Origin of the sequence: Rhodocyclus purpureus (genome assembly GCF_016653115.1) — a bacterium.
Lineage (GTDB): Bacteria > Pseudomonadota > Gammaproteobacteria > Burkholderiales > Rhodocyclaceae > Rhodocyclus > Rhodocyclus purpureus.
In genome coordinates this window covers 10,733-35,045 of record NZ_NHRX01000050.1, presented here as the reverse complement: position 1 = coordinate 35,045, position 24,313 = coordinate 10,733, and the positions used below count along the sequence as shown (strand labels likewise).

General features: G+C 68.1%; 22 protein-coding genes. 13 read left to right on the top strand and 9 right to left on the bottom strand.

Going from position 1 to position 24,313, the window contains the following annotated elements; all coding sequences use genetic code 11:
* Positions 1-135 precede the first annotated feature (135 nt).
* On the top strand, positions 136-390 hold the full coding sequence (locus CCR84_RS10400; protein ID WP_201211967.1) for a type II toxin-antitoxin system RelE family toxin: 255 nt from the start codon (positions 136-138) through the stop codon (positions 388-390).
* Positions 387-755 carry a helix-turn-helix domain-containing protein gene (locus tag CCR84_RS10395; protein WP_201211965.1) on the top strand — a complete coding sequence of 123 codons (369 nt, stop codon included), beginning with the start codon at positions 387-389 and terminating at the stop codon, positions 753-755. Before CCR84_RS10400 ends, CCR84_RS10395 begins: the two co-directional genes overlap by 4 nt.
* Positions 756-882: 127 nt before the next feature.
* Here CCR84_RS10395 and CCR84_RS10390 read toward each other — a convergent pair whose 3' ends face one another.
* The 4 genes from CCR84_RS10390 to CCR84_RS10375 all read right to left on the bottom strand — a co-directional run bounded on the left by CCR84_RS10390 (position 883) and on the right by CCR84_RS10375 (position 6,128).
* Entirely contained in the window at positions 883-2,928 is a 2,046-nt protein-coding gene (locus CCR84_RS10390) for a TonB-dependent copper receptor (protein ID WP_201211963.1), read from the bottom strand.
* Positions 2,929-3,025: 97 nt separating this feature from the next.
* A complete protein-coding gene (locus CCR84_RS10385) occupies positions 3,026-3,433 on the bottom strand; it encodes a DUF2946 family protein (protein ID WP_201211961.1) in 408 nt (135 codons plus the stop codon).
* 488 nt (positions 3,434-3,921) lie between these two features.
* Complete coding sequence (dmeF, locus tag CCR84_RS10380; RefSeq protein ID WP_201211943.1) at positions 3,922-4,869, bottom strand: CDF family Co(II)/Ni(II) efflux transporter DmeF; 948 nt, start codon at positions 4,867-4,869, stop codon at positions 3,922-3,924.
* A 62-nt stretch (positions 4,870-4,931) separates the two neighbouring features.
* Entirely contained in the window at positions 4,932-6,128 is a 1,197-nt protein-coding gene (locus CCR84_RS10375) for a tyrosine-type recombinase/integrase (protein WP_201211941.1), read from the bottom strand.
* Positions 6,129-6,309: 181 nt separating this feature from the next.
* Between CCR84_RS10375 and CCR84_RS10370 the strand changes: the two genes are divergently transcribed.
* The 9 genes from CCR84_RS10370 to CCR84_RS10330 all read left to right on the top strand — a co-directional run bounded on the left by CCR84_RS10370 (position 6,310) and on the right by CCR84_RS10330 (position 16,199).
* Positions 6,310-7,407 carry a DNA-binding protein gene (locus CCR84_RS10370; protein ID WP_201211940.1) on the top strand — a complete coding sequence of 366 codons (1,098 nt, stop codon included), beginning with the start codon at positions 6,310-6,312 and terminating at the stop codon, positions 7,405-7,407.
* A gap of 307 nt (positions 7,408-7,714) precedes the next feature.
* A complete protein-coding gene (locus CCR84_RS10365) occupies positions 7,715-10,627 on the top strand; it encodes a monovalent cation/H+ antiporter subunit A (protein WP_201211938.1) in 2,913 nt (970 codons plus the stop codon).
* Positions 10,627-10,968: a Na+/H+ antiporter subunit C gene (locus CCR84_RS10360; protein ID WP_201211936.1), complete on the top strand. Its 342-nt coding sequence runs from the start codon at positions 10,627-10,629 to the stop codon at positions 10,966-10,968. Before CCR84_RS10365 ends, CCR84_RS10360 begins: the two co-directional genes overlap by 1 nt.
* A complete protein-coding gene (locus CCR84_RS10355; protein WP_201211934.1) occupies positions 10,965-12,596 on the top strand; it encodes a monovalent cation/H+ antiporter subunit D in 1,632 nt (543 codons plus the stop codon). Before CCR84_RS10360 ends, CCR84_RS10355 begins: the two co-directional genes overlap by 4 nt.
* Positions 12,593-13,117 (top strand): Na+/H+ antiporter subunit E, encoded by a 525-nt coding sequence (locus CCR84_RS10350; RefSeq protein WP_201211932.1) that lies wholly within the window; start codon positions 12,593-12,595, stop codon positions 13,115-13,117. Before CCR84_RS10355 ends, CCR84_RS10350 begins: the two co-directional genes overlap by 4 nt.
* Positions 13,114-13,392 (top strand): K+/H+ antiporter subunit F, encoded by a 279-nt coding sequence (locus CCR84_RS10345; protein WP_201211930.1) that lies wholly within the window; start codon positions 13,114-13,116, stop codon positions 13,390-13,392. The genes CCR84_RS10350 and CCR84_RS10345 overlap by 4 nt, the downstream gene beginning before the upstream one ends.
* Entirely contained in the window at positions 13,389-13,748 is a 360-nt protein-coding gene (gene mnhG / locus CCR84_RS10340; protein ID WP_201211928.1) for a monovalent cation/H(+) antiporter subunit G, read from the top strand. Before CCR84_RS10345 ends, mnhG begins: the two co-directional genes overlap by 4 nt.
* A gap of 85 nt (positions 13,749-13,833) precedes the next feature.
* Positions 13,834-14,718: a universal stress protein gene (locus CCR84_RS10335; protein ID WP_201211926.1), complete on the top strand. Its 885-nt coding sequence runs from the start codon at positions 13,834-13,836 to the stop codon at positions 14,716-14,718.
* Positions 14,715-16,199, top strand: coding sequence for a 3'-5' exonuclease family protein (locus tag CCR84_RS10330; RefSeq protein WP_201211924.1), 1,485 nt, complete (start codon positions 14,715-14,717; stop codon positions 16,197-16,199). The genes CCR84_RS10335 and CCR84_RS10330 overlap by 4 nt, the downstream gene beginning before the upstream one ends.
* Before the next feature lie 8 nt (positions 16,200-16,207).
* On the opposite strand, the gene CCR84_RS10325 is transcribed toward CCR84_RS10330, so the two are convergent.
* From CCR84_RS10325 to mltG, 5 genes are all read right to left on the bottom strand, one after another.
* On the bottom strand, positions 16,208-16,933 hold the full coding sequence (locus tag CCR84_RS10325) for an ankyrin repeat domain-containing protein (protein WP_201211922.1): 726 nt from the start codon (positions 16,931-16,933) through the stop codon (positions 16,208-16,210).
* Positions 16,934-17,174: 241 nt separating this feature from the next.
* Complete coding sequence (locus CCR84_RS10320) at positions 17,175-17,948, bottom strand: TatD family hydrolase (protein ID WP_201211920.1); 774 nt, start codon at positions 17,946-17,948, stop codon at positions 17,175-17,177.
* Between the two features lie 50 nt (positions 17,949-17,998).
* On the bottom strand, positions 17,999-19,060 hold the full coding sequence (gene holB / locus CCR84_RS10315) for a DNA polymerase III subunit delta' (RefSeq protein WP_201211918.1): 1,062 nt from the start codon (positions 19,058-19,060) through the stop codon (positions 17,999-18,001).
* Between the two features lie 63 nt (positions 19,061-19,123).
* Positions 19,124-19,777 carry a dTMP kinase gene (tmk, locus tag CCR84_RS10310; RefSeq protein ID WP_201211916.1) on the bottom strand — a complete coding sequence of 218 codons (654 nt, stop codon included), beginning with the start codon at positions 19,775-19,777 and terminating at the stop codon, positions 19,124-19,126.
* Positions 19,774-20,787, bottom strand: a complete 1,014-nt coding sequence (mltG, locus tag CCR84_RS10305; protein WP_201211914.1) for an endolytic transglycosylase MltG — start codon at positions 20,785-20,787, stop codon at positions 19,774-19,776. The genes tmk and mltG overlap by 4 nt, the downstream gene beginning before the upstream one ends.
* Before the next feature lie 243 nt (positions 20,788-21,030).
* Between mltG and ygfZ the strand changes: the two genes are divergently transcribed.
* Both ygfZ and CCR84_RS10295 read left to right on the top strand, forming a co-directional pair.
* Positions 21,031-22,071, top strand: coding sequence for a CAF17-like 4Fe-4S cluster assembly/insertion protein YgfZ (ygfZ, locus tag CCR84_RS10300; protein ID WP_207186269.1), 1,041 nt, complete (start codon positions 21,031-21,033; stop codon positions 22,069-22,071).
* Between the two features lie 7 nt (positions 22,072-22,078).
* Complete coding sequence (locus CCR84_RS10295) at positions 22,079-22,894, top strand: NRDE family protein (protein ID WP_201211912.1); 816 nt, start codon at positions 22,079-22,081, stop codon at positions 22,892-22,894.
* Positions 22,895-24,313: the final 1,419 nt, after the last annotated feature.

Sequence of the window (24,313 nt, the reverse complement as noted above, 5' to 3'; positions counted from 1 at the left end):
GCTGAGGGAGGGGCGCGCTGTTCATGGCGCCGATTGTCGCGCAGAGTCGGGGCGGGCGGAACGGTCGGCGGAACTTTTGATCCCTCGCTGCCGCTGCTATTTGACCCCGTGTTAGCGTTTAGCTAACATTGATCCATGTGCCAGATCGAATACAGCCGTGATGCCTTTCAGGCCTTGCGTGCCATGCCGCGCAACGTGGCGGCAACTATTCGCCGGAAAATTGACCTGCTGGCTACTGACCCGTTCGCCGCAGGCAATGTGAAAAAGCTGGTCGTGCGCGAAGGCTACCGGCTGCGCGTCGGCGACTGGCGGGTGATTTACGAAATCGACGGCGATCGATTGGTCATTCATGTACTTGCCGTCGCATCGCGTGGAGGTGTCTATCAATGACCCGTATTCAATTCATCGAGCGCGATGGCAAGCGCGAATTCGCCATCATGCCCATCGAGATATTCGAACGCCTGGCCACACTGGTCGAGGACGCCGAAGACGTGGCCCTGTTTGACGCTGCCAAGGCGACCGATGACGGCTTCCGCGTTCCGGCGGCAGTGGCCAATGCGATTCTCGATGGCGATTCGGCCTTGAAAGCCTGGCGCGAGCACCGGGGGCTGACTCAGGAAGCGCTGGCGGCTCAGGCGGGAATCAGCAAGGCCTACCTGTGCCAGATCGAGACGGGAAAGCGCGAAGGCTCGGTCAAGACCTTGCGGGCGCTGGCGAAGGCCTTATCCGTCGCGCTCGACGACTTGCGACCGTAAGAAAGAGCGCTTTGCCTGCGACGAAGGGCCAGCGCTGCTGGGCGGGGTCAGTCGAGGGCGATCCGGAGCTCGAAGTCTGTAGGTCGGGTTAGCGAAGCGTAACCCGACACATCAGCGTCAAGCCGGATCAGTCCAGGGCGATCCGGGCTCTCAGCCAGAAGGCGCGGCCGGGTTCGTTCATGCGTGCGATCTGCTCGTAACCCATGATCGCTGCACCGCTGCGGCTGATCGACTCGGCGTAGGTCTTGTCGAACAGGTTGTCCACGCCGAAGGCGATCTGCGTCGACTTCTTCCAGCGGTAGGCGCCGTTGACCGAGAAGACGCCGAAGCCGCCGGTGGCGCCGAAGTCCTGGCCGACGATGTTGCCTTCGTTCACCGAGTAGCGATCCTGTCTGGAGACGAGGCGCAGCAGGCTGCCGGCCGACCAGGTGCCGTTGTCCCAGTTGAGGCCGAGGCGGACTTCGAGCGGCGGGATCTGGCCGAGCGCGCGATCGTCGGTGTCGTTGTTGCCGCGCACGTAGGCGAGGCTCGCCATTCCCTTCCAGGCCGTGGTGAACGCGTAGTTCGCGCCCGCCTCGCCGCCCCAGGTTGTCGCGTCGATGTTGCGGGCGATGGTGGGCAGGGGCGAGCGTCCTGGCTTGGCGTAGTTCGACTGGATCAGTACGTAGTCGTCGATCCGGTTGTAGAAGGCCGAGACGAAGGACTGCAGCGGGCCCGAGTTCCAGGTGATGCCGCCGTCGAGCTGATTGGTCTTTTCGGTCTTGATGCTGTCGAACGCACTCGTGCTCGTCGTTCCTTCCTTGCTGAACAGTTCCCAGTAGTCCGGCGCGCGTTCGCTGTGGCCGAGCCCGACGTAGGTGGTGCCGGCGCCGCCGAAATCCTGCTCGTAGCGCGCGAAGCCGCTGCTCAGGGTCTGCGTGCGGCTGGCGTTGGCGGTCGGGTTGCTCACGGGCGTGGTCATGGTGCCGGTCAGAATGCCGATCGTCCGGCGCTTGTCCTCGGCCTGCCAGCGGTCGCTGCGCAGGCCGGCGACGACGCGCTGCTCGTGGTTCAGGAAGTGCTTCAGCTCGGCGAAGACGCCGACGTTGTCGAAGTTTGCGTCCTCGGTCCTCGGCTGGCTCAGATACGAGATCGCTGTCTCGCCCCCCTTGCCGCTCGTGCGCAGGGTGTGGATGTTGCTCTGCTGGTCGGCGCCGAGGACGAGCTGCGTGCTGCTGCCCGGCAGCAGCGTGACCGCGATCCGGCCGCCGGTGGTCGTGCGGTCCGGATTCTTGGCCATGGCCGTTCCCGTCAGCTTGCGCATCGAGTAGTTGTCCATGACGTGGTCGATGTAGTTGTAGTAGAGCTGCGCCTCGACCTTGTCGACCAGTCCGCCGATGCGCTCCTTGGCGAACTTGAGGCCATAGTTGCTGCGTTCGAACTTGCTGCCGTCCATGGTCCGGTCGCCGTAGGCGGCTTCGGCATCGCTCCTGGTCGCCGAGAACTCGAGCCGCGTGTCCCGGTCGGGCGTCAGGCCGAGGATGGCGGTGCTGCTGTTGCGCTTGTAACGCGAATGGACGGTCTTGCCGTCGCCGTCCTTGTAGTCGTCCGACGCGGAATTGGTGACGATGCCGCGCACGTAGCCGTTCGCATTGCCTCCCTTCAGGTCGAGCAACTCGTCATGGCGGCCGAAGCTGGCACCGGTCACGCTGCCGTTGAGACTCCAGCCAGGTTCGGCGTAATAGGTCGGCTTGCGCTCGAAGAGCACGGTGCCGGCCGAGGCGCCGGCGCCATGGATCACGCTCTGCGGCCCCTTCAGCAGCGTCACCTTTTCGTAGGCGTCGGGGAAGATGTAGGCGGTCGGGGGATCCATGCGCATGCCGCAGCCGCCGAGGATCTGCTCGCCGTCGAGCAGGATGTTGAGACGCGAGGCGGCCATGCCGCGGAACACCGGGTCGCCGTCGGTGCCGCCCTTGCGGATCACGTTCATTCCGGGGATGGTCTTGAGCAGGCTTGCACCGTCGTTCGCCGGCAGCGGCTGCTGGGCGGTGCGCGGGTCGAAGCTGACCGACAGGGGCGTGCTCATCGGCGGTGCGGTGACGACGATGGTATCGGGGGATTCTTCGGCCAGGGTGGCGAGCGGGAAGGCGGCGGCGATGGCCAGTGCCAGCGCCTTGGGGTGATGCCGAATCATGAACTTCTCTCCGTGAAAGCAGCTTACCGTGCGGCGTGTTCAGCGCGCAGGCAGGGGCAGGGGGCGATCGATCGCCTCCCTGCACGACAGGAATGGCTCAGGCGGAGAGAAGGGGCGGACCGTGCTTGGGGGCGTGGCGCTGATCCGGACCGGCCGGCGGCATGCCTGCGGGCGTTGCAGCGACGAAGCCGGCGCCGGGTTCGGCGGCGATGAAGAAGGATAAGGCGGCCGCCAGCAGCGGCGGCGATGCAGCGGCACTGGCGCAGAAGGGGCAATGCTGGACGCCGGCCGGTGCTTGCGGATCCTGCGGAGTCTCCTGGTCGGCGAGCCTGATGCGGACGATCCCCGCAGCGGTGCATATCTCGATGCTCGTGTCGGCCCGTGCGAGCCGCTGCGCCATGTGGAAGGCGCTCATTTCCGCCGCGATCCATTGCACGCACAAACACAGCAGGGCGAGCAGGGCGCCGAGCCGGGCGTTGCGGCGGAAGACGTCGAGGGCGAGCATGATGTTTCAGGATGTTAACCCGAAGCGGGCAGGTCGGGGTGCGCTTCGCTGACGTTCACGGCGACTTTCTCCTGCAGGATGCGAGCCCTACGCACTGGATCGCCACGCCCTGCGGGCTCGCGATGACGGTTACGGTCTCGGTCCGTCTCGATGCACTCCCGACACTGTCGTCATTGCGAGGCGCGTAGCGCCGTGGCAATCCGGTTCGTTCTTCCGTCTCTGCGTCCTTCAGGATACGAGCCCTGCGTACTGGATCGCCACGCCCTGCGGGCTCGCGATGACGGTTACGGTCTCAGTCCGTCTCGATGCACTCCCGACGCTGTCGTCATTGCGAGGCGCGCAGCGCCGTGGCAATCCAGTTCGTTCTTCCGTCTCTACGTCCTTCAGGATACGAGCCCTACGCACTGGATCGCCACGCCCTGCGGGCTCGCGATGACGGTTACGGTCTTGGTCCCTCTCCCGTGCACTCCTGGAGACGTGAGCCCGAGCTACGCGGGTCGATGGTGGCGGTTGACCTCGATCGTGATGTGCACGAGTTCCTCGTGGATGCCGAGCAGGCGGCGGAAGTCGTCGGGCTGGGCGTCGTCGGCGACGGCGAGCGAGACGATGCAGGCGTATTTGCCCTTGCCGACGCGCCAGACGTGCAGGTCGGTGATTTCGGCTGCGAGCGGGCTCGCGGCGATGGCTGCGCGGATCTCGGCGACGACCGGGGTGTCCATCTCGGCGTCGAGCAGCACGCGCGCGCTGTCGCGCAGCAGGCCGTAGGCCCAGACGGCGACCAGTGCCGCGCCGACGATGCCCATGACCGGGTCGAGCGAGTCGGCGCCCCAGAACTTGCCGCCGGTCAGCGCGACGATGGCCAGGACCGAAGTCGCCGCGTCGGTGACGACGTGCAGATAGGCGGAACGCAGGTTGAGGTCGTGGTGGTGATGCGCGTGGCCACCATGGTGGTCGTGGTGGTCATGGTGATCGTGGGCATGGCCGTCCCTGAGCAGCCAGGCGCAGGCCAGATTGACGAGCAGGCCGAGCGCGGCCAGGGCGATGGCCTGATCGTAGCGGATCGGCGTCGGTGCGAGCAGGCGTTCGACCGACTGGTAGAGCATGAGCGCGGCCACCGCCGTGAGGAAGAGCGCGCTGGTATAGGCGCCCAGCACCTCGATCTTCCAGGTGCCGAAGGCGAAGCGCGGGTCGCGGGCGAAGCGGCGCGCCGCCGCGTAGGCCAGCACCGACAGGCCGAGCGCGAGCGCGTGCGAGCTCATGTGCCAGCCGTCGGCCAGGAGCGCCATCGAGTTGTAGAGCCAGCCACCTGCGATCTCGGCGACCATCATCAGGGCGGTCAGGACGACGGCCCAGCGCGTGTTTCTCTCCGCGAGCGGATTGCCCTCGTCGAAGACGTGGACGTGCCGCCGCTCGTCAGGCGAAGTCGGGTTTGACATGAGGGGCATTCTCCTTGTCGGCTTCGACCATGGGCTGCGCGGGCACGTTCGCGCCCGGCCGCTCACCAGCCGATCTTGTGCTTCGACTCGGTCTCCTTGTGCCGCTTGTCGTCGGTCGAGTGCAGGTAGGTGTTGGTCGTCGCGATCGAGCCGTGGCCGAGGTTGTCGCGGACGTGGCGCAGGTCCATGTGGTCGGCCATGCTCGACCCGGCCGTGTGGCGCAGCCAGTGCGCCGACGCTTCCTCGACCTGGCTGGCGAGGCGTTCATGCTCGCCGCCGCGCTCGCGCAGGCGCGCGGCCGTGCGCGCGAACACCTCCTTGACGATCAGATGGATCGCGCTGCGTGTCAGCGCGCGCTGTTGGGCGCCGATCGGCAGCAGCAGCGGGGTGCTTTCGCCGGAGACGGGGAAGGGCGCCAGGCCCTTTTCGCGGCGATAGCGCGCCAGTTCGACCATCAGCTCGTCGGTCGCGGGAATGAGGCGCGTCTTGTCGCCCTTGCCGCAGATCTCCAGCCACCAGCGTTCCTCGCCCTCGGCGTCGCGACGGCTGAAGAAGCCGCCCATGCTGTTGTCGACGACTTCCGAGATGCGCAGGCCGCACAGGTAGAGCAGCGAGAACAGCCAGCGCACGCGGCAGGCGTGCTCGCGCTGGCGGTCGGTCTCGCGCGGCATGGTCTCGATCGTCGTCCGCACTTCGCGCCACAGCGTCTCGTCGAGGAAGCGCGTGATGCGCGGCTTGGCCTTCGGCTGCCGCTGCCGCGACAGCGAGAGCGGGTTGCCGGCGAGGTAGCCGGCGTTCACCAGCCACGAGAACATCGTGTTGAGGATGATGCCTGCCTGGCGCTGGCTGGTCGGCGCGAGCGGGCCGGCGAAAGGGCGCCAGTCGGGGTCGGAGCGCGCGCACTTGCGCCCGGCCTTCATCACCCAGCGATCGGCGGGCTGCGGATCGGCGAGGAAGCGCTTGTAGACGAGCAGGTCCTCGTGCGTCAGCGAGGAGAGGGGCTTGCCGCGCTCGATCGTCGCCCACAGCAGCAGGCGTTCGGCTTCCTTGCGGTAGCTGTCGAACGTGGGGCGGCTGTCGAGGAAGCGGGCGAGCCAGGCCTTCACGGCGTCGACGTCGTTCTGCGCGGCGATCTGCGCGTGGCCGTGGCGCGCGCGGTTGCTGCCGTTGCTGCCGTCGAGCGTTTCCGGCAGGGACGCGAGCTCGAGCGGTGCGAGCAGCGGGACGGGGAGCGATGGGCTGGGGCGTGCTTCGTTCATGCAGGGTTTCCGCGGGGTTGATGGCTCTGCCGCCATTGTACTCCCTGTATATTTTGACAGTATGGTGTTAATGTCAAATTTTAATCGGGAGGTTCAAGATTGTTGACGTTATACGTAGTATTATTTAAACAAAACACCGATTCCAAGTATGAATGGCCGTAAAAGCCGCGCAGGAGCCACGATGAGCACCGAACAGGAAATTCGCAGCGAGATCGAGACGCTGCGGCAGCAGATCCCGGAAACGCAGGCGCTTTACCGCGAGGCCTGTGTGCTCCTGTTCTTTCGCCACGGCATCACGCCGACCGCCAACAAGCTGTATCAGTACGTGCGTAAGGGCAGCATGTCGGCGCCGGCGGAAGCGCTGGCACGCTTCTGGGACGACCTGCGTGAGAAAAGCCGCGTCCGCATCGAGCATCCGGACCTGCCGGAGACGCTGAAGGCGGCCGCTGGCGAGCTCGTCGGCGGACTGTGGGCGCAGGCCCAGGCTGCGGCACGCGCGGACCTCGCGCTGTTCCGCGCCGAGGCCGATGACAAGGTCGTGGCCGCCGAGCGCGCCCGGGACGAGTCCGCGCAGGACTGCGAGCGCGTGCAGCGGCAGCTCGACGAGGCACGCGAGAACGCAGGACGCGAGCTCGCGGAGGCCCGCGCGGCGACCCGCGCTGCGGCCGAGTGCTCCCTGCAGCTCGAACGCGAACTCGTCGCCGAACGCGCCGCCAGCGAAGCCCTGGGCCGCCAGCTGGCCGAGGCTGCAAGGCAGCGCGCGGCGCTGGAGAATTCGCTGGCCGACGCGCGCCGGGATTTCGCCGGCGAGCTCGACAAATCACGGCAGGCGCTGCAGCGCTCCGAGGAGCGTCACGAGGCGGCCGAGAAGCGTGCCTTGCTCGAAATCGAGCGCGAACGCGGCAACGCCGCCCGGCTGCAGAAGGAACTGGCCCGGTTGCGTCAGGACGCGCTCGACGCGGCCGAGGCGCAGCGCGTCGAAGCGGCGCGCCTGCACGACGAACTCGCCGCGCTGCGCCAGCGCCTCGGCGTGAGCCAGGGCAGTCTGGCCGAGATGCGCGTACATAACGAGGCACTGTCCACGCAACTGCAGTCCCTGCGCACGCTCGCCGGCGAGCGCGAGATGAAGAACACGCTGCTGCAGCGCGAACTGGAACAGGCGCGCCATGAAGCCGAAGTGGCCGGACAGGCGCTGGCCGAACTGCGCACCCGGTTCGCGGCCAGGAGCGGTGAGCGTGGCCTGCGACGCCGGGCCTTGGCAGTGCCCCCGAAGGAGTGAGCAGTCCCCGCCTGCGGTCGTCCGTCCCTTCGTGCGTCCAAGAGTTTACATAATACAAATTATGCGTATTTTGCGGCGGCCTGCAGAGAGCCGGGTGAACGAGGCCGGCAGCGCGCTCCGGCACGGCGCCGGATCGTGCCTGTTACCGTTCCTTCACCGCGCCTGTCAGCGGGCCGGCTGCCCGGCAAAGGCGTGGGCACGCCACTTGCTGTGTTACCTTTCGCCTTGCGCCGCTGACCCGGTCAGGCGCATGCCGGCGCCCGGCATGTGCGCGCGTATCCATTGACCTGCCCAACCAACACGATCAATGCTACTCGCCTCCCTCGTCATCGTCCCCTTCATCGGCTCAGTGCTGGCGGCACTGCTGCCGCAGGACGCGCGCAACCGCGAATCCTCGCTGGCGATCGCGGTGACGGTGTGTGGACTGGCGATCGGCGGCATGCTCTTGCCGCAGGTTGCCGGTGGCGAGGTGCTGCGTGAAGAGTACGCCTGGCTGCCCGCGCAAGGACTGGACTTCGTGCTGCGCGTCGATGGCCTGGCCTGGGTGTTCGCGATGCTGGTCCTGGCGATCGGCCTGCTGGTGGTGCTCTACGCGCGCTACTACATGTCGCCGGCAGACCCGGTGCCGCGCTTCTTCTCCTTCCTGCTCGCCTTCATGGGCTCGATGCTGGGGGTCGTGCTCTCGGGTAACCTGGTGCAGCTGGTGGTGTTCTGGGAACTCACCAGCCTCACTTCCTTCCTGTTGATCGGCTACTGGCATCACCGCGCCGACGCCCGTCGTGGCGCACGCATGGCCTTCACCGTCACCGCCGCCGGCGGGCTGTGCCTGCTCGCCGGCGTCCTCGTGCTCGGCCACATCGTCGGCAGCTACGACCTCGACGCGGTACTCGCCGCCGGCGCGCTGATCCGCGGCCATGAACTGTACCTGCCGGCGCTGCTGCTGATCGCCCTCGGCGCCCTGACCAAGAGCGCGCAATTCCCCTTCCACTTCTGGCTGCCGCACGCGATGGCGGCGCCGACGCCCGTCTCGTCCTACCTGCATTCGGCGACCATGGTCAAGGCCGGTGCCTTCCTGCTCCTGCGCTTGTGGCCGGCGCTCGCCGGCAGCGAGGAATGGACCCTGCTCATCTGTAGCGCCGGCGTGTGCACCATGCTGCTCGGTGCCTTCATCGCCATCTTCCAGAGCGACCTCAAGGGCTTGCTGGCCTACTCGACGATCAGCCACCTCGGCCTCATCACCGTGCTCATCGGCATCGGCACGCCGCTGGCGATCGTGGCCGCCATCTTCCACATCCTCAATCACGCCACCTTCAAGGCCTCGCTGTTCATGGCGACCGGCATCATCGACCACGAGACCGGCACCCGCGACCTGCGCCTCCTGAGCGGCCTGCGCCACAAGCTGCCGATCACGGCGACGCTGGCCATCGTCGCCAGCGCGGCCATGGCCGGGGTACCGTTGCTCAACGGCTTTCTGTCCAAGGAGATGTTCTTCGCCGAGACGCTGCTCGTGGGCGGCGACCGCAACTGGTGGATGTCGGTCGCTGCGGTGGTCATGGGCATGTTCGGCGTCGCCTACTCGCTGCGCTTCATCTCGGTCTTCTTCGGCGGGCCCCGCGAGCTGCCGCGCGACGCGCACGAGCCGCCGCACTGGATGCGCTTTCCGGTGGAGTTGCTGGTGCTGACCTGCCTGGTGGTGGGGATCGCCCCCGGCGTCAGCATCGAGCCACTCCTGCACATCGCCGTCCTTGCCGTGCTCGGCGAGCAGGCACCGGTCTACGACCTCGCGCCGTGGCATGGCTTCAACCTTCCCCTGGCGATGAGCCTGGTGGCGCTGGTCTGCGGCGTGCTCCTCTACGTGGTGCTGCGCCGCCACTTCGCCCTGCAGCAGCGCGAACGCGTACCGCTGCTCCATCGCTTCAACGGTGCCAGTGCCTACGAGGCGACGATGCAGCAACTGACGCGCGCCGCGGAGTGGCTGCTGCAGCGCATCGGCACCCGGCGGCTGCAGCAGCAGCTTTTGCTGATCATGCTCGCGCTGCTGCTGGTCCCGCCGCTGCTCGCCGGTGCGCCACCGGCATGGACCGCGATCCCGCAGCAGGATTTCGACCCCTTCTTCGCCGGCCTCTGGGCGATCGGTGGCGGCTGCGCAGTGGCCGCGGCGTGGATGGCGAAGTACCACCGCCTGGCAGCGCTGGCGCTGGTCGGCGGCACCGGCATCGTCACCGCGGCGACCTTCCTCTGGCTGTCGGCGCCCGATCTCGCGCTGACCCAGTTGATGGTGGAAACCGTCACCACCGTGTTGATCCTGCTCGGGCTGCGCTGGCTGCCGCCGCGACTCGAAGCGATGGCCACGCAGCCGCCGCAGCGCGTCTGGCTGCGCCGCGTACGCGACCTGTCGCTGGCGATCGGCGGCGGGCTCGCGCTGGCCGCCCTCACCTACGCCGTGCTGCTGCATCCGGCCTCCGAAACGATCGCCGATTTCTTCCTGCTCAATGCGCTCTCCGGCGGCGGTGGTAGCAACGTTGTTAACGTGCTGCTGGTCGACTTCCGCAGCTTCGACACGCTCGGCGAAATCACCGTCCTCAGCATCGTCGCGCTCACCGTCTATGCCTTGCTGCGCCGCTTCCGTCCGGCCCCGGAGAGTGCCTGCATTCCGCCACAGCAACGCTTCGCCGCGGATCCGGCGAACCGGCAGACCCCGGCCGAGCAGGCCAACAGCGGTTACCTGCTGGTGCCCGGCATCTACCTGCGACTGCTGCTGCCGTTCATGGGCGTGATCGCGGTGTATTTCTTCATGCGTGGCCACAATCTGCCGGGCGGCGGCTTCGTCGCCGGACTCATCTTCGCCGTCGCCATCCTGGTGCAGTACATGCTGGCCGGCACCGTCTGGGTCGAAAAGCAGGTGCACCTGCGCGCGCACCGCTGGCTGGGCGGCGGGCTACTGCTGGCCCTGGCGACCGGCCTCGGCGCCTGGGCCTTCGCCCACCCCTTCCTCACCACCCATACCGCGCACGTGAATTGGCCGCTGCTCGGCGAACTGCACCTGCCGAGCGCCTTCGTCTTCGACCTCGGCGTGTTCGTGGTGGTGGTCGGCACCACCATGCTGATGCTGGTGGCGCTCGCGCACCAGTCCCTGCGCGCGCATCGCCTGCCCGGCGAGGAGGCGCCCGAGGATGTTCCCGCGGATGGGAGCGATACGACCGGCGGGAGGAAGATCTGATGGAACTGACACTGGCCATCGCCATCGGTGTGCTGTTCGGATCGGGCATCTGGCTGATCCTGCGCCCGCGCAGCTTCCAGCTCATCACCGGGCTCTTGCTGATGTCCTATGCGGTCAACCTGTTCATCTTCGCCATGGGCCGCTTGTGGGTGGACCAGGCACCGATCACCGCGACGGCGGACATCGACCCGGCGCAGTTTGCCGACCCGCTGCCGCAGGGGCTGGTGTTGACGGCGATCGTCATCGGCTTCGCCACCACGGCGCTCTATCTGGTGTTGATGATCGGCGCGCGCGGCCTGTCCGGCAGTGACCACGTCGATGGCGAGGAGCCGCGCGAATGAGCGACCTGCCCTGGCTGCAACACCTGATCATCGTCCCCGTGCTGCTGCCGCTCCTCGTCGGGGCGCTGCTGATCCCGGTCGACCAGAAGCGGCACACCCTGAAGTTCGTGCTGGGCTTTGGCAGCGGCCTGCTGCTGTGGGGGGTGGCGCTGGCCCTGCTGCTGCTGGCCGACCGCGAGCACTGGCCGCAGGGCATCGGCGTCTATCTCGCTGCCAACTGGAGCGCGCCCTTCGGCATCGCGCTGATGGTCGATCGCCTCAGCGCGCTGATGCTGCTGCTGACCGCGACCATCGCGCTGGCCGTGCTGGTGTTCGCCGCGTGGCGCTGGGATCGCGTCGGGGTGAGCTTCCACTCGCTGTTCCAGTTCCTGCTGATGGGGCTCAACGGCGCCTTCCTGACCAACGACCTGTTCAACCTGTTCGTGTTCTTCGAGGTGATGCTGGCCGCCTCCTACGGGCTGGTGCTGCATGGCTACAACCTGCGCCGGATCCAGGCCGGCATGCAGTACGTCCCGGTCAACCTGGTTGCCTCGCTGCTCTTCCTGATCGGCGTGTCGCTGATCTACGCGGCCGCGGGCACCCTCAACATCACCGACCTGGCGACGCGCGTGGCGACGCTCGGCGCGCAGGACGCCTGGCTGCTGCAGATCGGCGCCACCGTGCTCGCCCTCGCCTTCCTGACCAAGGGTGCGATGTGGCCGCTCGGCTTCTGGCTGCCGACGACCTACGCCTCGGCTTCCGCGCCGGTCGGCGCCATGCTGGTGCTGATGACCAAGGTCGGCGTCTATGCCCTGCTACGCGTCTGGCTGGCCGTCTTCGGTGACGCGGCCGGCACGCTGGGCGGATTCGGCTTCGACGCCCTGCTGCTCGGCGGCATGGTGACCCTCGTCTTCGGCGCCATCGGCATGCTCGCCAGCCAGGACGGCGGGCGCATCGCAGGCTACGCCGCGATCATCTCCTCGGGCACCCTGCTGGTGGTGATCGGGCATTCCGGGGGCGCCGTGCTGGCCGCGGGACTGTACTACCTGCTCGGCTCGACGCTGGCGCTGGCGGCCTTCATGCTGCTGATCGAGCTGGCCGAGCGCATTCGCCCGCCCGGTGCGGCGCTGCTGGCCATCACCATGGAAGCCTTCGCCATCGAGGACAAGCCGGAAGAGCCGGTCGGCGTCGGCATCCCCGGCACCCTCGCCTTCCTCGGGCTGAGCTTTGCGGCCTGCGCGCTGGTGATCGCCGGCATGCCGCCGCTCTCCGGCTTCGTCGCCAAGTTCAGCCTGTTCCACGCCATGCTCGACACTGCAGAAAATGCCGGAAGCGTCGCCGGGACGACCTGGCTCTTGATTGCGCTGATCGTGCTCGGCGGGCTGGCGGCGATCATCGCGCTGACGCGCCTGGGCGTGCGCACCTTCTGGGCCTCGGGCGTGCTCACGCCGCCGCGGCTGCAGGTGTCGGAAGCCGTTCCGGTCGGCGTGCTGGTGCTCCTGTGCGTGCTGCTCACCGTGCGCGCGGAACCCGTGTTCGGCTACCTCGGCCGCACTGCCGACGGACTGCTGCACAGCGCCGCCTACGTGGACAGGGTGCTGGGCGAGCCCGTCGTCGAGCGTGCCCGTGCCGGGGGGCTTGGACGATGAAGCGCTGGCTCCCTGCTCCGCTCCTGTCGGCGAGCCTGTTGCTCGTCTGGCTGCTGCTCAACCAGAGCCTGGCGCCGGCGCACTGGCTGCTCGGCGGCGCACTGGCGCTGATCGTGCCGCTGCTGGCGCGCCCGCTGCAAGCCTACGGCCAAGCGCGCATCCGCCGCCCGCTCGCCCTCGTCCGCCTCCTGGGGTTCTCGGCGATCGAGATCGTGCGCTCCTGCTTCGCGGTCAGCCAGATCATCCTGCTGCGCCGCTCGGCCGACGTCAATTCACAATTCATCCGCATTCCGCTCGACCTGCGCAGTCCGCACGGGCTGGCCCTGCTCTCCTGCCTGATCAACTCGACCCCGGGGACGGTCTGGGTCGAACTCAGCCCGGACAGCCACGAACTGCTGCTGCACGTGTTCGACCTGCAAGACGAACAGTGGTGGGTGGAAACGATCAAGACGCGTTACGAGCAGCCGATCATCGAGGTGTTCGAAACGCCGCGCGCCAACAACCAGGGAGAAAACGCATGACCACGCTGCTGTCGGCGGCAATCCTCTTCGCGCTGGCCTGCGTGCTGCTGGGCATGGCCCTGTGCACGCTGCGCCTCATGATCGGGCCCTCGGCCCAGGACCGCGTGCTGGCGCTCGATACCTTGTGGATGTGCACCATGCTGCTGGCGCTGCTGCTGGGCATCCGCTACGCCAGCGAGGTCTACTTCGAGGCGGCGCTGATCATCGCGCTGCTCGGCTTCGTGTCGACGATCGCGCTGGCCAAGTTCCTGATGCGCGGCGAGGTGATCGAATGAGCATGGCCGACACCCTGCCCTGGTGGGCAGCCATTGCCATCGCCTGCCTGCTCGTCCTCGGCGGACTGATGACGCTGATCGGAACGCTCGGCCTGGCACGCCTGCAGAGCTTCTACCGGCGCATCCACGGCCCGGCGATCACCGTCACCCTCGGCACCGCCTGCATCCTGGTGGCGTCCATGCTCTATTTCACCGTCACCCAGTCACGGCTGGTGATCCACGAACTGCTGATTGGCGTCTTCGTGCTGATGACCGCTCCCGTGGTGGCGATGCTGATCATGCGCGCCGCCGTCTATCGGGAGCAGCGTAATTTTTCCAGAACGTCGGCGATGGACGACGATCGGCCCCAGCCATGAAGATTGAGCGAAAATACCGGAGAATTTCAGCAAGCGACGGCGATGCTGTGCCATTGCCCCTGTCTTCAATCCCGAGGTGCGCAGCATGAGTCAAGCGAATCACATCCTGGCAGCCACCGACCTGTCCGCGCCGGCCCGCCATGCCGTCGAACGCGCGGCGCTGATCTGCAAGGAGACCACCGCCTCGCTCGATCTGCTGCACGTCGCCAACCTTGCCCCGCTGGAGCGGCTGCGTCAGCTCATGGGTGCCAGCCCGGCCGGCCTCGAGGAGCGGGTGCTGCACGCCGCCCGGCAGAAGCTCGACGAGCTTGCTGCCGCCCTGCAGCAACGCTTCGGCGTCGTCGCCGGCACCCATGTGCGCCTCGGTTCCATGCTCACCGAGCTGGCCATGCGGGCGGACGAAGTGAAGCCCGACCTGCTGGTGTGTGGTGCCAAGGGCGAGAGCGTCGTTCGCCACTTCACGCTGGGAACGACGGCCTCGCGCCTGCTGAGCACGACGACGCGCCCGGTCCTGGTGGTCAAGCAGCCGCCGCACGAGCCCTACCAGCGGCTGCTGGTGCCGGTCGATTTCTCGCCCTCCTCGCTGCGTGCGATCCGGCAGGCACGCAGCATCGCCCCGCGCGCCGACATCGTGCTGCTGCACGCCTTCGACGTTCCCTTTGCCGCGCACCTGCGCTACGCCAGCGTCGAGGACGAGCTCATCAATCACTACCGGATCATCGCCAAGCGGGAGGCGACGCAAAAGATCGTCGCGCTGCGCGACGAAGCCGGGCTCAGGGCCGACCAGTGCAGCCTGGTGGTGGTGCACGGCGACCCGACCCTGCGCATCATCGAGCAGGAGCAGGAGTGGGACTGCGACCTCATCGTCATGGGCAAGCACGGCGCGGATTTCCTGGAGGAGATGCTGATCGGCAGCTTCACCAAGTATGTCCTCGCCGAATCGCAGGGCGACGTGCTGGTGTCGGTATGAGCGGACCGCACCCGGGCAGCGCGTTGGCGCAGACGACCTCCTTTCCCGCCGAGCTCGTCACCGAGCCGCTCGTCTTCATCGACCTCGAAACCACCGGCGCCAACCTGGCGAACGACCGCATCATCGAGATCGGACTGGTCGAGGTCGACGCCGACGGCGTGCGCGAGTGGAGTTCTCTGGTCGATCCCGAGCGGCCGATCCCGGAGTTCATCAGCGGACTCACCGGCATCGACTCGGCAATGACGGCAACCGCACCGCGCTTCGCCGAACTGGCGCCGGCGCTGGCCGAGCGCCTGCGCGGCCGCCTCTTCGTCGCCCACAACGCGCGCTTCGACTATGGTTTTCTCAAGCGCGAGTTCGCCCGCCTGGGCATGAGTTTCCGCGCGCAGAGCCTGTGCACGGTCAAGCTGTCGCGCCGGCTCTATCCGCAGTTTCACCGGCACAGCCTGGAGGCCCTGCTCGAACGACATGCGATCAATGTCGATGCGCGCCATCGCGCGCTCGCCGACGCGCGCGTGCTGTGGGAACTGTGGCAGCACTGGTGCGCCGCCGTCTCGCCGGCGACCGTATGGACGACGGCGCTGCGCATCGTCGGCCGGCCACAGTTGCCGCCGCAGCTCGACCCGGGGATCGTCGACGACCTGCCCGACGCCGCCGGTGCCTTCGCCTTCTACGACGCGGATGGCCTGCCGCTGCACGTCGCGCGCAGCGCCAACGTCCGCCAGCAGGCCCTGTCGCTGTTCGCGCCGGAGCGCCGGGAAGCTGCGCTGGCGCGGGCGACGCAGCGCATAGAGTGGCGCGAGGCGGCCGGCGAGTTGGGGGCCCGCCTGCACGAACTCGCCTTCATCCGTCCGCAGAGGCCGCTGCCCGAGGACCTGTGTGCATGGCGCCTGGTCGGGCAGGCGCCGGGCGAGCTGGTTCCGCAACTCGTGTACGCGCGCGAGCACGACCTCGCCGTCGGCGACGACCTCTACGGGATCTACGCGACCCGGCGCGAAGCGCTGCTCGCCTTGCGCCGGCTGGCCGAGGCGCATCGCCTCTGCTTCGGCGTCCTCGGCCTCGGCGACACGGCCGGCGGCGAGCCCTGCGTCGCCTACCGCCGGCGCGCCTGCCGCGGCGCCTGCGTCGGCAAGGAAAGCGCGACCCAGCACACGGCCCGGCTGCAGGCGGCGCTGGAGCGGCTGCGCCTGAAAGCCTGGCCGTATCCGGGCCCGGTGGCGATCGTCGAGCGCGACGAGTTCGGCCTGCGCGTCGATTATCATCTTGTCGACCGCTGGCGGCTGCTGGCGACGACGCAAACCGCCGATGAACTGCCCGAGTGCCTCGCCCGGGCCCGCGCACGCGCTGCGCGGGACCCGCAGGCTTTCCCGTTCGACCCGGAAATCTATCGCCTTTTCAATCGCTTCCTGCACGCGGGCAAGGTCAGCGCGGTGCCCCTGGACGAGGCCGGAAGGAAACCCGCCAGTCGCCTGGCTGCCTGACAGCTGCCCTACTCCGGCTGCGCAGAGCCGGCGTCCTCGCCTGGGGCGTCGCTGCCCGAAGCCGAGGCCTGTTCCAGTTCGATGACGACTGCCGCGCCGCCATGAGCGCCGGCGGCACGCAGGATCTCGACGATGTCGGTGTTGCCGGTTTGTTGCGCCCAGTCGAGCGCGGTCAGGCCATTTTCGTTGCGCAGGTCGGGCTTGGCGTGATGGCGCAGCAGCGTCTGCACCACGGCGAGGTGGCCGTTGCGCGCGGCGATCATCAGTGCCGTGCTGCCGTTTTCGCTGCGCGCGTCGACCTCGGCACCGCGCTTGAGCAGGTAATCGACGATCGCGGCGTGGCCGTTGAACGCGGCGTAGGCGAGCGGCGTCCAGCCATAGCTATTGACGGCAGCGCCGGCTTCGACCAGGCGCCGGACGAACACTTCTTGGCCGTTGAAGGCGGCCAGGCGCAGCGCAGTGTCGCCGTCGCGGTTGCGACTGTTCAGGCGGGCGCGGCGTGCCAGCAACTCCTCGAACAATTGCAGGTTGTTCTCGCGCACCGAGAGGATGAGCAGGGTGTCGCCGCGCCGATCGACGGTATTGACGTCGACACCGCGGTCGAGCAGCGCAATGGCGGCAGGCGTGTCGCCGCTGCGCAGGGCGCTCAGCATGTCCTCGTACACCCCGGCCGTCGCCAGCGTCGGCAGCAGCAGGGAGGCGACGGTCAGACTACGCAGGAGAAGATTTTTCATCCTTGAAACCTCTTTTCAGCCACGAAAAACACGAAATCCACGAAATAAAACATAGGGGTGTAGTCCTTTAGCGGCCAAGCCCATGGTGCATGCCTGGTCAGCCTCGCACGCCACGAATGAACTGGTTTTTTTCGTGCGTTTCGTGGCCAACTGTTTTTCCCAGGTTCATAGACTTGGCTCCGGAAAACGAGGCCCTGCCCGGTATGCCGGGGACTGGCGATCCCGGCTGTCGTCTGCGTATTCAGGGGCGGCTCGCACCCGCGAACAGGCGGAAGAAGTTGTCGGTGGTCGCTGCCGCCACTTCGGCCAGTTCGATCCCGCGCAGGCGGGCGATCTCCTCTGCGACGTGGCGGACGTAGGCCGGCTGGTTGGTGCGGCCTCGATGCGGGACGGGGGCGAGGTAGGGGGCGTCGGTCTCGACCAGCAGTCGGTCGAGCGGGACGCGCTGCGCGACCTCCTTCAGGGCGACGGCGTTCTTGAAGGTCACGATCCCCGAGAACGAGATGTAGAAGCCGAGGTCGAGCGCGGCACGCGCCGTCTCCCAGTCCTCGGTGAAGCAGTGCATGACGCCGCCGACGGCAGCGGCGCCTTCTTCACCGAGCAGGCGTAAGGTGTCCTCCCTGGCTTCGCGCAGATGCACGATCAGCGGCTTGCCGCAGGCACGCGCGGCGGCGATGTGCCGGCGGAAACGCGCGCGCTGCCATTCCGGGCGGTCCTTGTGCCAGTAGTAGTCGAGGCCCGTCTCGCCGATGGCGACGACCTTGGGATGCGCGGCCAGGCGCACCAGTTCGTCGACATCCGGATCGGCGCCATGGTCGTTCTCGGGATGGACACCGACGCTGGCGAAGAGCTGCGCATGGGCCTCGGCGAGCGCGAGGATCTTCGGCAGGTTTTCGATATTGACGCCGACGCAGAGCGCGCAGCCGACGTTCTGCGCACGCATATCGGCGAGGACCTGCGGCAGATTGTCGACGAGGGCGGGGAAATCGAGGTGGCAGTGGGAATCGACGAGCATGGTGTTGGTCTTGGGAGCAGCGGCAGCCGTAACTGCGCGAGGGGAAGTCGTCAGCCGCGGGAGAAGATCGCGGCGTAGCCGATGCAGAGCTCATCGAGGAAGAGCCGGCTGTTGAGCGGCTGCTCGGCCTGGGCGCGGTATTGTATCGCCTTCGCGCTGAAGGCCAGCAGGCGGCGCAGGTCGGCGGCGCGGCCGAGCCGCTGCAGGGCCGCCTGCTCGCGCAGGAAATGCCGCGGCGGCTGGCCCGCCTGCGCGAGGCTGAGGTCGCACAGCCAGTGCTGCAGCCAGACGAGCAGGCGAACCAGCGGCGCCGGCGCCTTTTCCGCCTTGACGATCCGGTCGAGCGCGGCAGCGGCAGCCAGCGGATCGAGGCGGTCGCCGCGCGCGAGTTCGCCGACCAGCGCGTCGAGCAGGGCGCGGTCGCCGCCCGCCTCGGTGCTGCCGATCGCCGCCGCGCGCAAGGGGGCGCCGCCGGCTAGCGCGAGCCAGCGCTCGGCGTCGTCGATGCCTTCGGCGCGCAGCCAGGCCGCAGCCAGTGCCGGGTCGGGAAGCGGTACGGGGACCACCTGGCAGCGACTGCGGATCGTCGGCAGCAGTCGTGCCGCTTCGTTCGAAACCAGTAAAAACAGGACACCTGGCGTCGGTTCTTCAAGTGACTTGAGAAGTGCGTTCGCCGTCGCCCGGTTCATCGCCTCGGCCGGGTTGACCAGGATGATGCGCGCGCCGTGACGGTGCGCACCGACGTGCAGGAAGTCATCGAGCCCGCGCACCTGGTCGATGGTGATCTGTGCGCTCGCCTTCTTGCGCGTGCCGCCCTCGCCACCCTCCGCCTTGCCTTCGGGGGCTTCCTCCTCAGCCGCTTCGCCGAGGGCCGCCGGCTGCAGCAGGCGGAAGTCCGGATGGTTGCCCTGTGCCAGCCAGTTGCAGGCCAGGCAGCGAGCGCAGGCGGCGTCGCCGCTCGGCTCCTCGCAGAGCAGGAGTTCGGCGAAGGCGCGCGCCAGGGCGAGCTTGCCGATGCCGCGCGGGCCGGTGAACAGCAAGGCATGCGGCAACTGCGCACGCCGTGCCAGCAGGCGGCGCCAGGTCTCGGGGTGAAGATCGACTATCTTCATGGACAGGGCCTCGGGGTGAATTCTCGGGCGATTTCTGTAAAGCTGTTCGCTGGCGGAAGCGCTTCAGCGACAGAGGTTTGCGATGATTTCTTCGAGACGTTTCTGGATCAGTGCCGGCGGCTGGTCGGCGTCGATGAGCCTGATCCGCGCGGGCGCCGCCGCGGCGCGTTCGAGGTAGGCCGCGCGCACGCGCTCGTGAAACTCGGCGCGCTCCTGCTCGAAGCGGTCGAGTCCGCGCGCCTGCGCGGCGATCCGGCCCTGCGCCACCGTATGCGGCAGGTCGAAGAGCAGGGTCAGGTCGGGCTGCAGGTGGCCATGCACCCAGCGTTCGAGCTGTGCGAATTTCTCGCGCTCGAGACCGCGCCCGCCGCCCTGGTAAGCCCAGGTCGCGTCGCTGAAGCGGTCGCAGACGACCCACTCGCCGCGCGCGAGCGCCGGTTCGATGAGCGCGGCCAGGTGTTCGCGGCGGGCGGCGAACATCAAGAGCGCTTCGGTCTCCAGGTGCATCGGCTCGTGCAGCAGCAGTTCGCGCAGCTTCTCGCCGAGCGGCGTCCCGCCCGGCTCGCGCGTGGCGACGACCTTGAGCCCGCGCGCGCGCAGGAGACCGGTGACGAAGGCGATCTGGCTGCTCTTGCCGGCACCGTCGATGCCTTCGAAGGTGATGAAACGGCCGCGGGCCGGCGAGTTCGTGGGGGGCGGAGGCGTGGAAACGGTCATCGGGTTGCGACTTTCTGGTAGCGCGCCACTGCGGCGTTGTGCGCGTCGAGCGTCGTCGAGAAGACGCTGCTGCCGTCACCGCGGGCGACGAAGTAGAGCGCGCGGCTGTCGGCCGGGTGCAGGGCCGCGTGCAGCGACGCGCGTCCCGGCATGGCGATCGGCGTCGGCGGCAGGCCGCGGCGGGTGTAGGTGTTGTAGGGCGTGTCGCTGGTGAGGTCGCGCCGGCGCAGGTTGCCGTCGAATTTCTCGCCGAGCCCGTAGATCACGGTCGGGTCGGTCTGCAGCGGCATGCCGAGGCGCAGGCGATTGACGAAGACGGCTGCGACCAGGGGCCGGTCGGCGTCGCGCCCGGTTTCCTTCTCGATGATCGAGGCCATGATCAGCGCCTCGTAGGGATCGCGGTAAGGCAGGTCGGCCGCCCTCGCCGCCCATTCCTGCGCCAGGTGACGCTGCTGGGCACGCCAGGCGCGCGCCAGGAGGTCGAGGTCGCTCGCGCGCTTCGGGAAGGAATAGGTATCGGGCGCGAACAGCCCTTCGGCCGCGGCGGGGGGCTGCGCGTCTCCGGTGATGCGCTGCAGTAGTTCGGCGTCGCTCAGTCCGCGCGTGTCGTGGCGAATGTCCGGGTGCGCATCGAGTCGCTCGCGCACTTGCTTCAGCGTCCAGCCTTCGATGAAGACGACGTCGGTCTGGGTGACGTCGCCGCGCGTCAGCTTGGCGAGCAGTTCGCGCGCGCTGATGGGCTGGTCGAGCGCGTAGCTGCCGGCCTTGATCGACTTCTCGGCGCCGCCGAACTTGCCGAGCACGACGAAGACGTCCGCATCGATGGCGATTCCCGCGGCGGTGAGTTGCCGCGCGACCGCACGCAGGCCGCTGCCGGGCTCGATGTCGAACTCGAGCGGCGTGCGCGGCAGCGTGAGCGGCGAGGAGACCGCCGTGTAGAAGAAGGCCAGCGCCGCCAGCACGGCCGCAAGGAGCGAGGCCAAGGCGATGAAGATGGGCTTTTTTTGCATCTATGCTGCGCGGCCAGCCGCGGCGAAGGTGAGAAACATGGGTGACGACGAGGGCGCAGGGCGGGAACCAAACGGCCTGCCGCACTGCCCGAGACGGCGCGCAGAACCTCTTCCGGTGCACCGGAAGATGCGGCCGCAAGCAGCCGGCAGCGGACGGGCTGCGCGAAGCGGCCGATATAATACTGCCGACGCCGTGTTTCGGCGCGTGCGAAGGCCAAGCTTTTCATCAAGGACCAAGGAAAGATGATCAATCCCGAATGGCAAGCATTTCTCGGCGCCGCCGGCGCCCGCATCGATAACGCCCAGGTCGCCGACTTCGGCGACCTCGAGGGCGAACTCGCCGCTGCGCGCGACGCGACGGTCCTCGTTCCGCTCACGCACCTCGGCCTGATCGCCTGCAGCGGGGAAGACGCCAGGGATTTCCTGCAGAACCAGTTGACCAGCGACGTCCGCCAGGTCGGCGACGGTGGCGCGCAGCACACCGCGTGGTGCACGGCCAAGGGGCGGATGCTGATGAGCGGCCTCCTGTTGCGCGCGGGTCCGGACTACCAGCTGCGCATCGCTGCCGAGTTGATCCCGGCGATGGCCAAGCGCCTGCGCATGTACGTGCTGCGCGCCAAGGTGAAGATCGAGGTGCCCGCCGAGAACGGCGCCGGCCGCGTGCTGCTCGGCGTGAACGGCCCGCAGGCCGTGGCGGCGCTGGCCGCTGCCGGCCTGCCGCAGCCGGCGGCCGACCTCTCGCTGGCCGCCTGCGCCGTCGGCCAGGTGCTGTGCCTTGCTCCCGAGCGCTTCGAGCTCGCCATCGAGGCTGCCGCGGCCCCTGCCGTGTGGACGGCGCTGGCGAAGCACGCGCGTCCGGTCGGGCACCTCGTCTGGCGCTGGCTCGACATCCGTAGCGGCTGGCCGCTGGTCACCGCGGCGACCAGCGAGGCCTTCGTCCCGCAGATGGCCGACTTCGACCGTATTGGTGGCGTCAGCTTCAAGAAGGGCTGCTATCCGGGCCAGGAGATCGTCGCGCGCACCCACTACCTCGGCAAGGTCAAGCGCCACCTCTATCGCGTGCACTCGCCGACGCCGCTCGCTGCCGGCGATGCGCTGTGGTCGGCGCATAGCCCCGAGCAGGCAGCGGGAATGGTGGTCGACGCGACCCCGACCGCCGACGGCGATTGGGCGGCGCTGGCGGTGGTGCAGGAGAGCCTCGCCGAGGAAGGGACGCTGCGCCACCTGGCGCTCGACGGCAGCAGCGTGCGCATCGCCGCGGTCGCGCCGCCCGAAGCCAACTGAAGCCGCGATGTGCCTGATCGTCGTCGCCTGGCAGGCGCATCCCGAGTACCCGCTGGTCGTCGCCGCCAACCGCGACGAGTTCTTCGCGCGTCCGAGCGCTCCGGCGGCGTTCTGGGACGATGCGCCGCAGGTCTTCGCCGGACGCGACCTGCAGGCCGGCGGCAGCTGGCTCGGCATCACTCGCCCCTTCCCTGCCGCTCCGCCTGATCCAGCTGATGCTGCCGGCGGGCTGCGCCAGGGCTTTGCCGCGCTGACCAACTTCCGCGAGGGACGACCGGCGGCGGCGGGCGCCCCGTCGCGCGGGGCGCTGGTCGCCGACTACCTGCGCGGCTGCGCGCAGGCGGGTGGTGCTGCCGCCTACCTCGAAGCGCTCGCCCCGCGCGCTGCGGACTACGGCGGCTTCAATCTCTTCGTCGGCGACGGCGAGCGTCTCGGCCACCTGAGCAACCGTGCCGACGGCATCCGCTGGCTGGCCCCCGGGATCTACGGCATCTCCAACCACCTGCTCGACACGCCGTGGCCGAAGCTGGAGGCCGCCAAGGCGGCCTTTGCCGCTGCCCTGCCCACCTTGCCTGCGGTGGATCCCTTCTTCGGCCTGCTCGCCGACGATGCGATCGTTCCCGACGAGCACCTGCCCGAAACCGGCGTTCCCCGCGACTGGGAACGCATCCTGTCGGCGATCTTCGTCCGCTCGCCGAACTACGGTACGCGCGCCTCGACGCTGATCGCGGTCCGCCGCGACGGGAGCACGCGCTTCGTCGAGCGCAGCTTCGGCGCGGACGGGCAAGTCATTGCCGGGGTCGACCGCGTCCTTGCCGCCTGAGCGGCAGCGCTAGCGTGAAACGTGAAAAATTCGTGAAGCATAGGCCGAGCTGATCTGCCGATGCCGTCGCGATCGGCAGCCCGTCATCGCGAGCCCGCAGGGCGTGGCGATCCAGTGCGTAGGTCTTGCATCGTGAAGGGCGCAGCGACAGAAGAACGAACTGGATTGCCGCGGCGCTGCGCGCCTCGCAATGACGGCAGCGCCACGAGTGCATGGAGAGGGCCTGAGAGCCTAATCGTCATCGCGAGCCCGCAGGGCGTGGCGATCCAGTGCGTGGGTCTCGCATCGTGAAGGGCGCAGCGACAGAAGAACGAACTGGATTGCCGCGGCGCTGCGCGCCTCGCAATGACGGCAGCGCCACGAGTGCATGGAGAGGGCCTGAGAGCCTAATCGTCATCGCGAGCCCGCAGGGCGTGGCGATCCAGTGCGTAGGTCTCGCATCGTGAAGGGCGCGGAGACAGAAGAACGAACTGGATTGCCGCGGCGCTGCGCGCCTCGCAATGACGGCAGCGCCACGAGTGCATGGAGAGGGACTGAGAGCCTAATCGTCATCGCGAGCCCGCAGGGCGTGGCGATCCAGTGCGTGGGTCTCGCATCGTGAAGGGCGCAGAGACAGATGAACGAACTGGATTGCCACGGCGCTGCGCGCCTCGCAATGACGGCAGCGCCACGAGTGCATGGAGAGGGCCTGAGAGCCTAATCGTCATCGCGAGCCCGCAGGGCGTGGCGATCCAGTGCGTCGGTTTCGCATCGTGAAGGGCGCAGAGACGGAAGAACGAACTGGATTGCCGCGGCGCTGCGCGCCTCGCAATGACGACAGCGCCACGAGTGCATGGAGAGGGCCTGAGAGCCTAATCGTCATCGCGAGCCCGCAGGGCGTGGCGATCCAGTGCGTGGGTCTCGCAGCGTGAAGGGCGCAGCGACAGAAGAACGAACTGGATTGCCACGGCGCTGCGCGCCTCGCAATGACGGCAGCGCCACGAGTGCATGGAGAGGGCCTGAGAGCCTAATCGTCATCGCGAGCCCGCAGGACGTGGCGATCCAGTGCGTGGGTCTCGCAGCGTGAAGGGCGCAGAGACGGAAGAACGAACTGGATTGCCGCGGCGCTGCGCGCCTCGCAATGACGGCAGCGCCACGAGTGCATGGAGAGGGCCTGAGAGCCTAATCGTCATCGCGAGCCCGCAGGGCGTGGCGATCCAGTGCGTGGGTCTCGCATCGTGAAGGGCGCAGCGACAGAAGAACGAACTGGATTACCGCGGCGCTACGCGCCTCGCAATGACGGCAGCGCCACGAGTGCATGGAGAGGGCCTGAGAGCCTAATCGTCATCGCGAGCCCGCAGGGCGTGGCGATCCAGTGCGTGGGTCTCGCAGCGTGAAGGGCGCAGCGACAGAAGAACGAACTGGATTGCCACGGCGCTA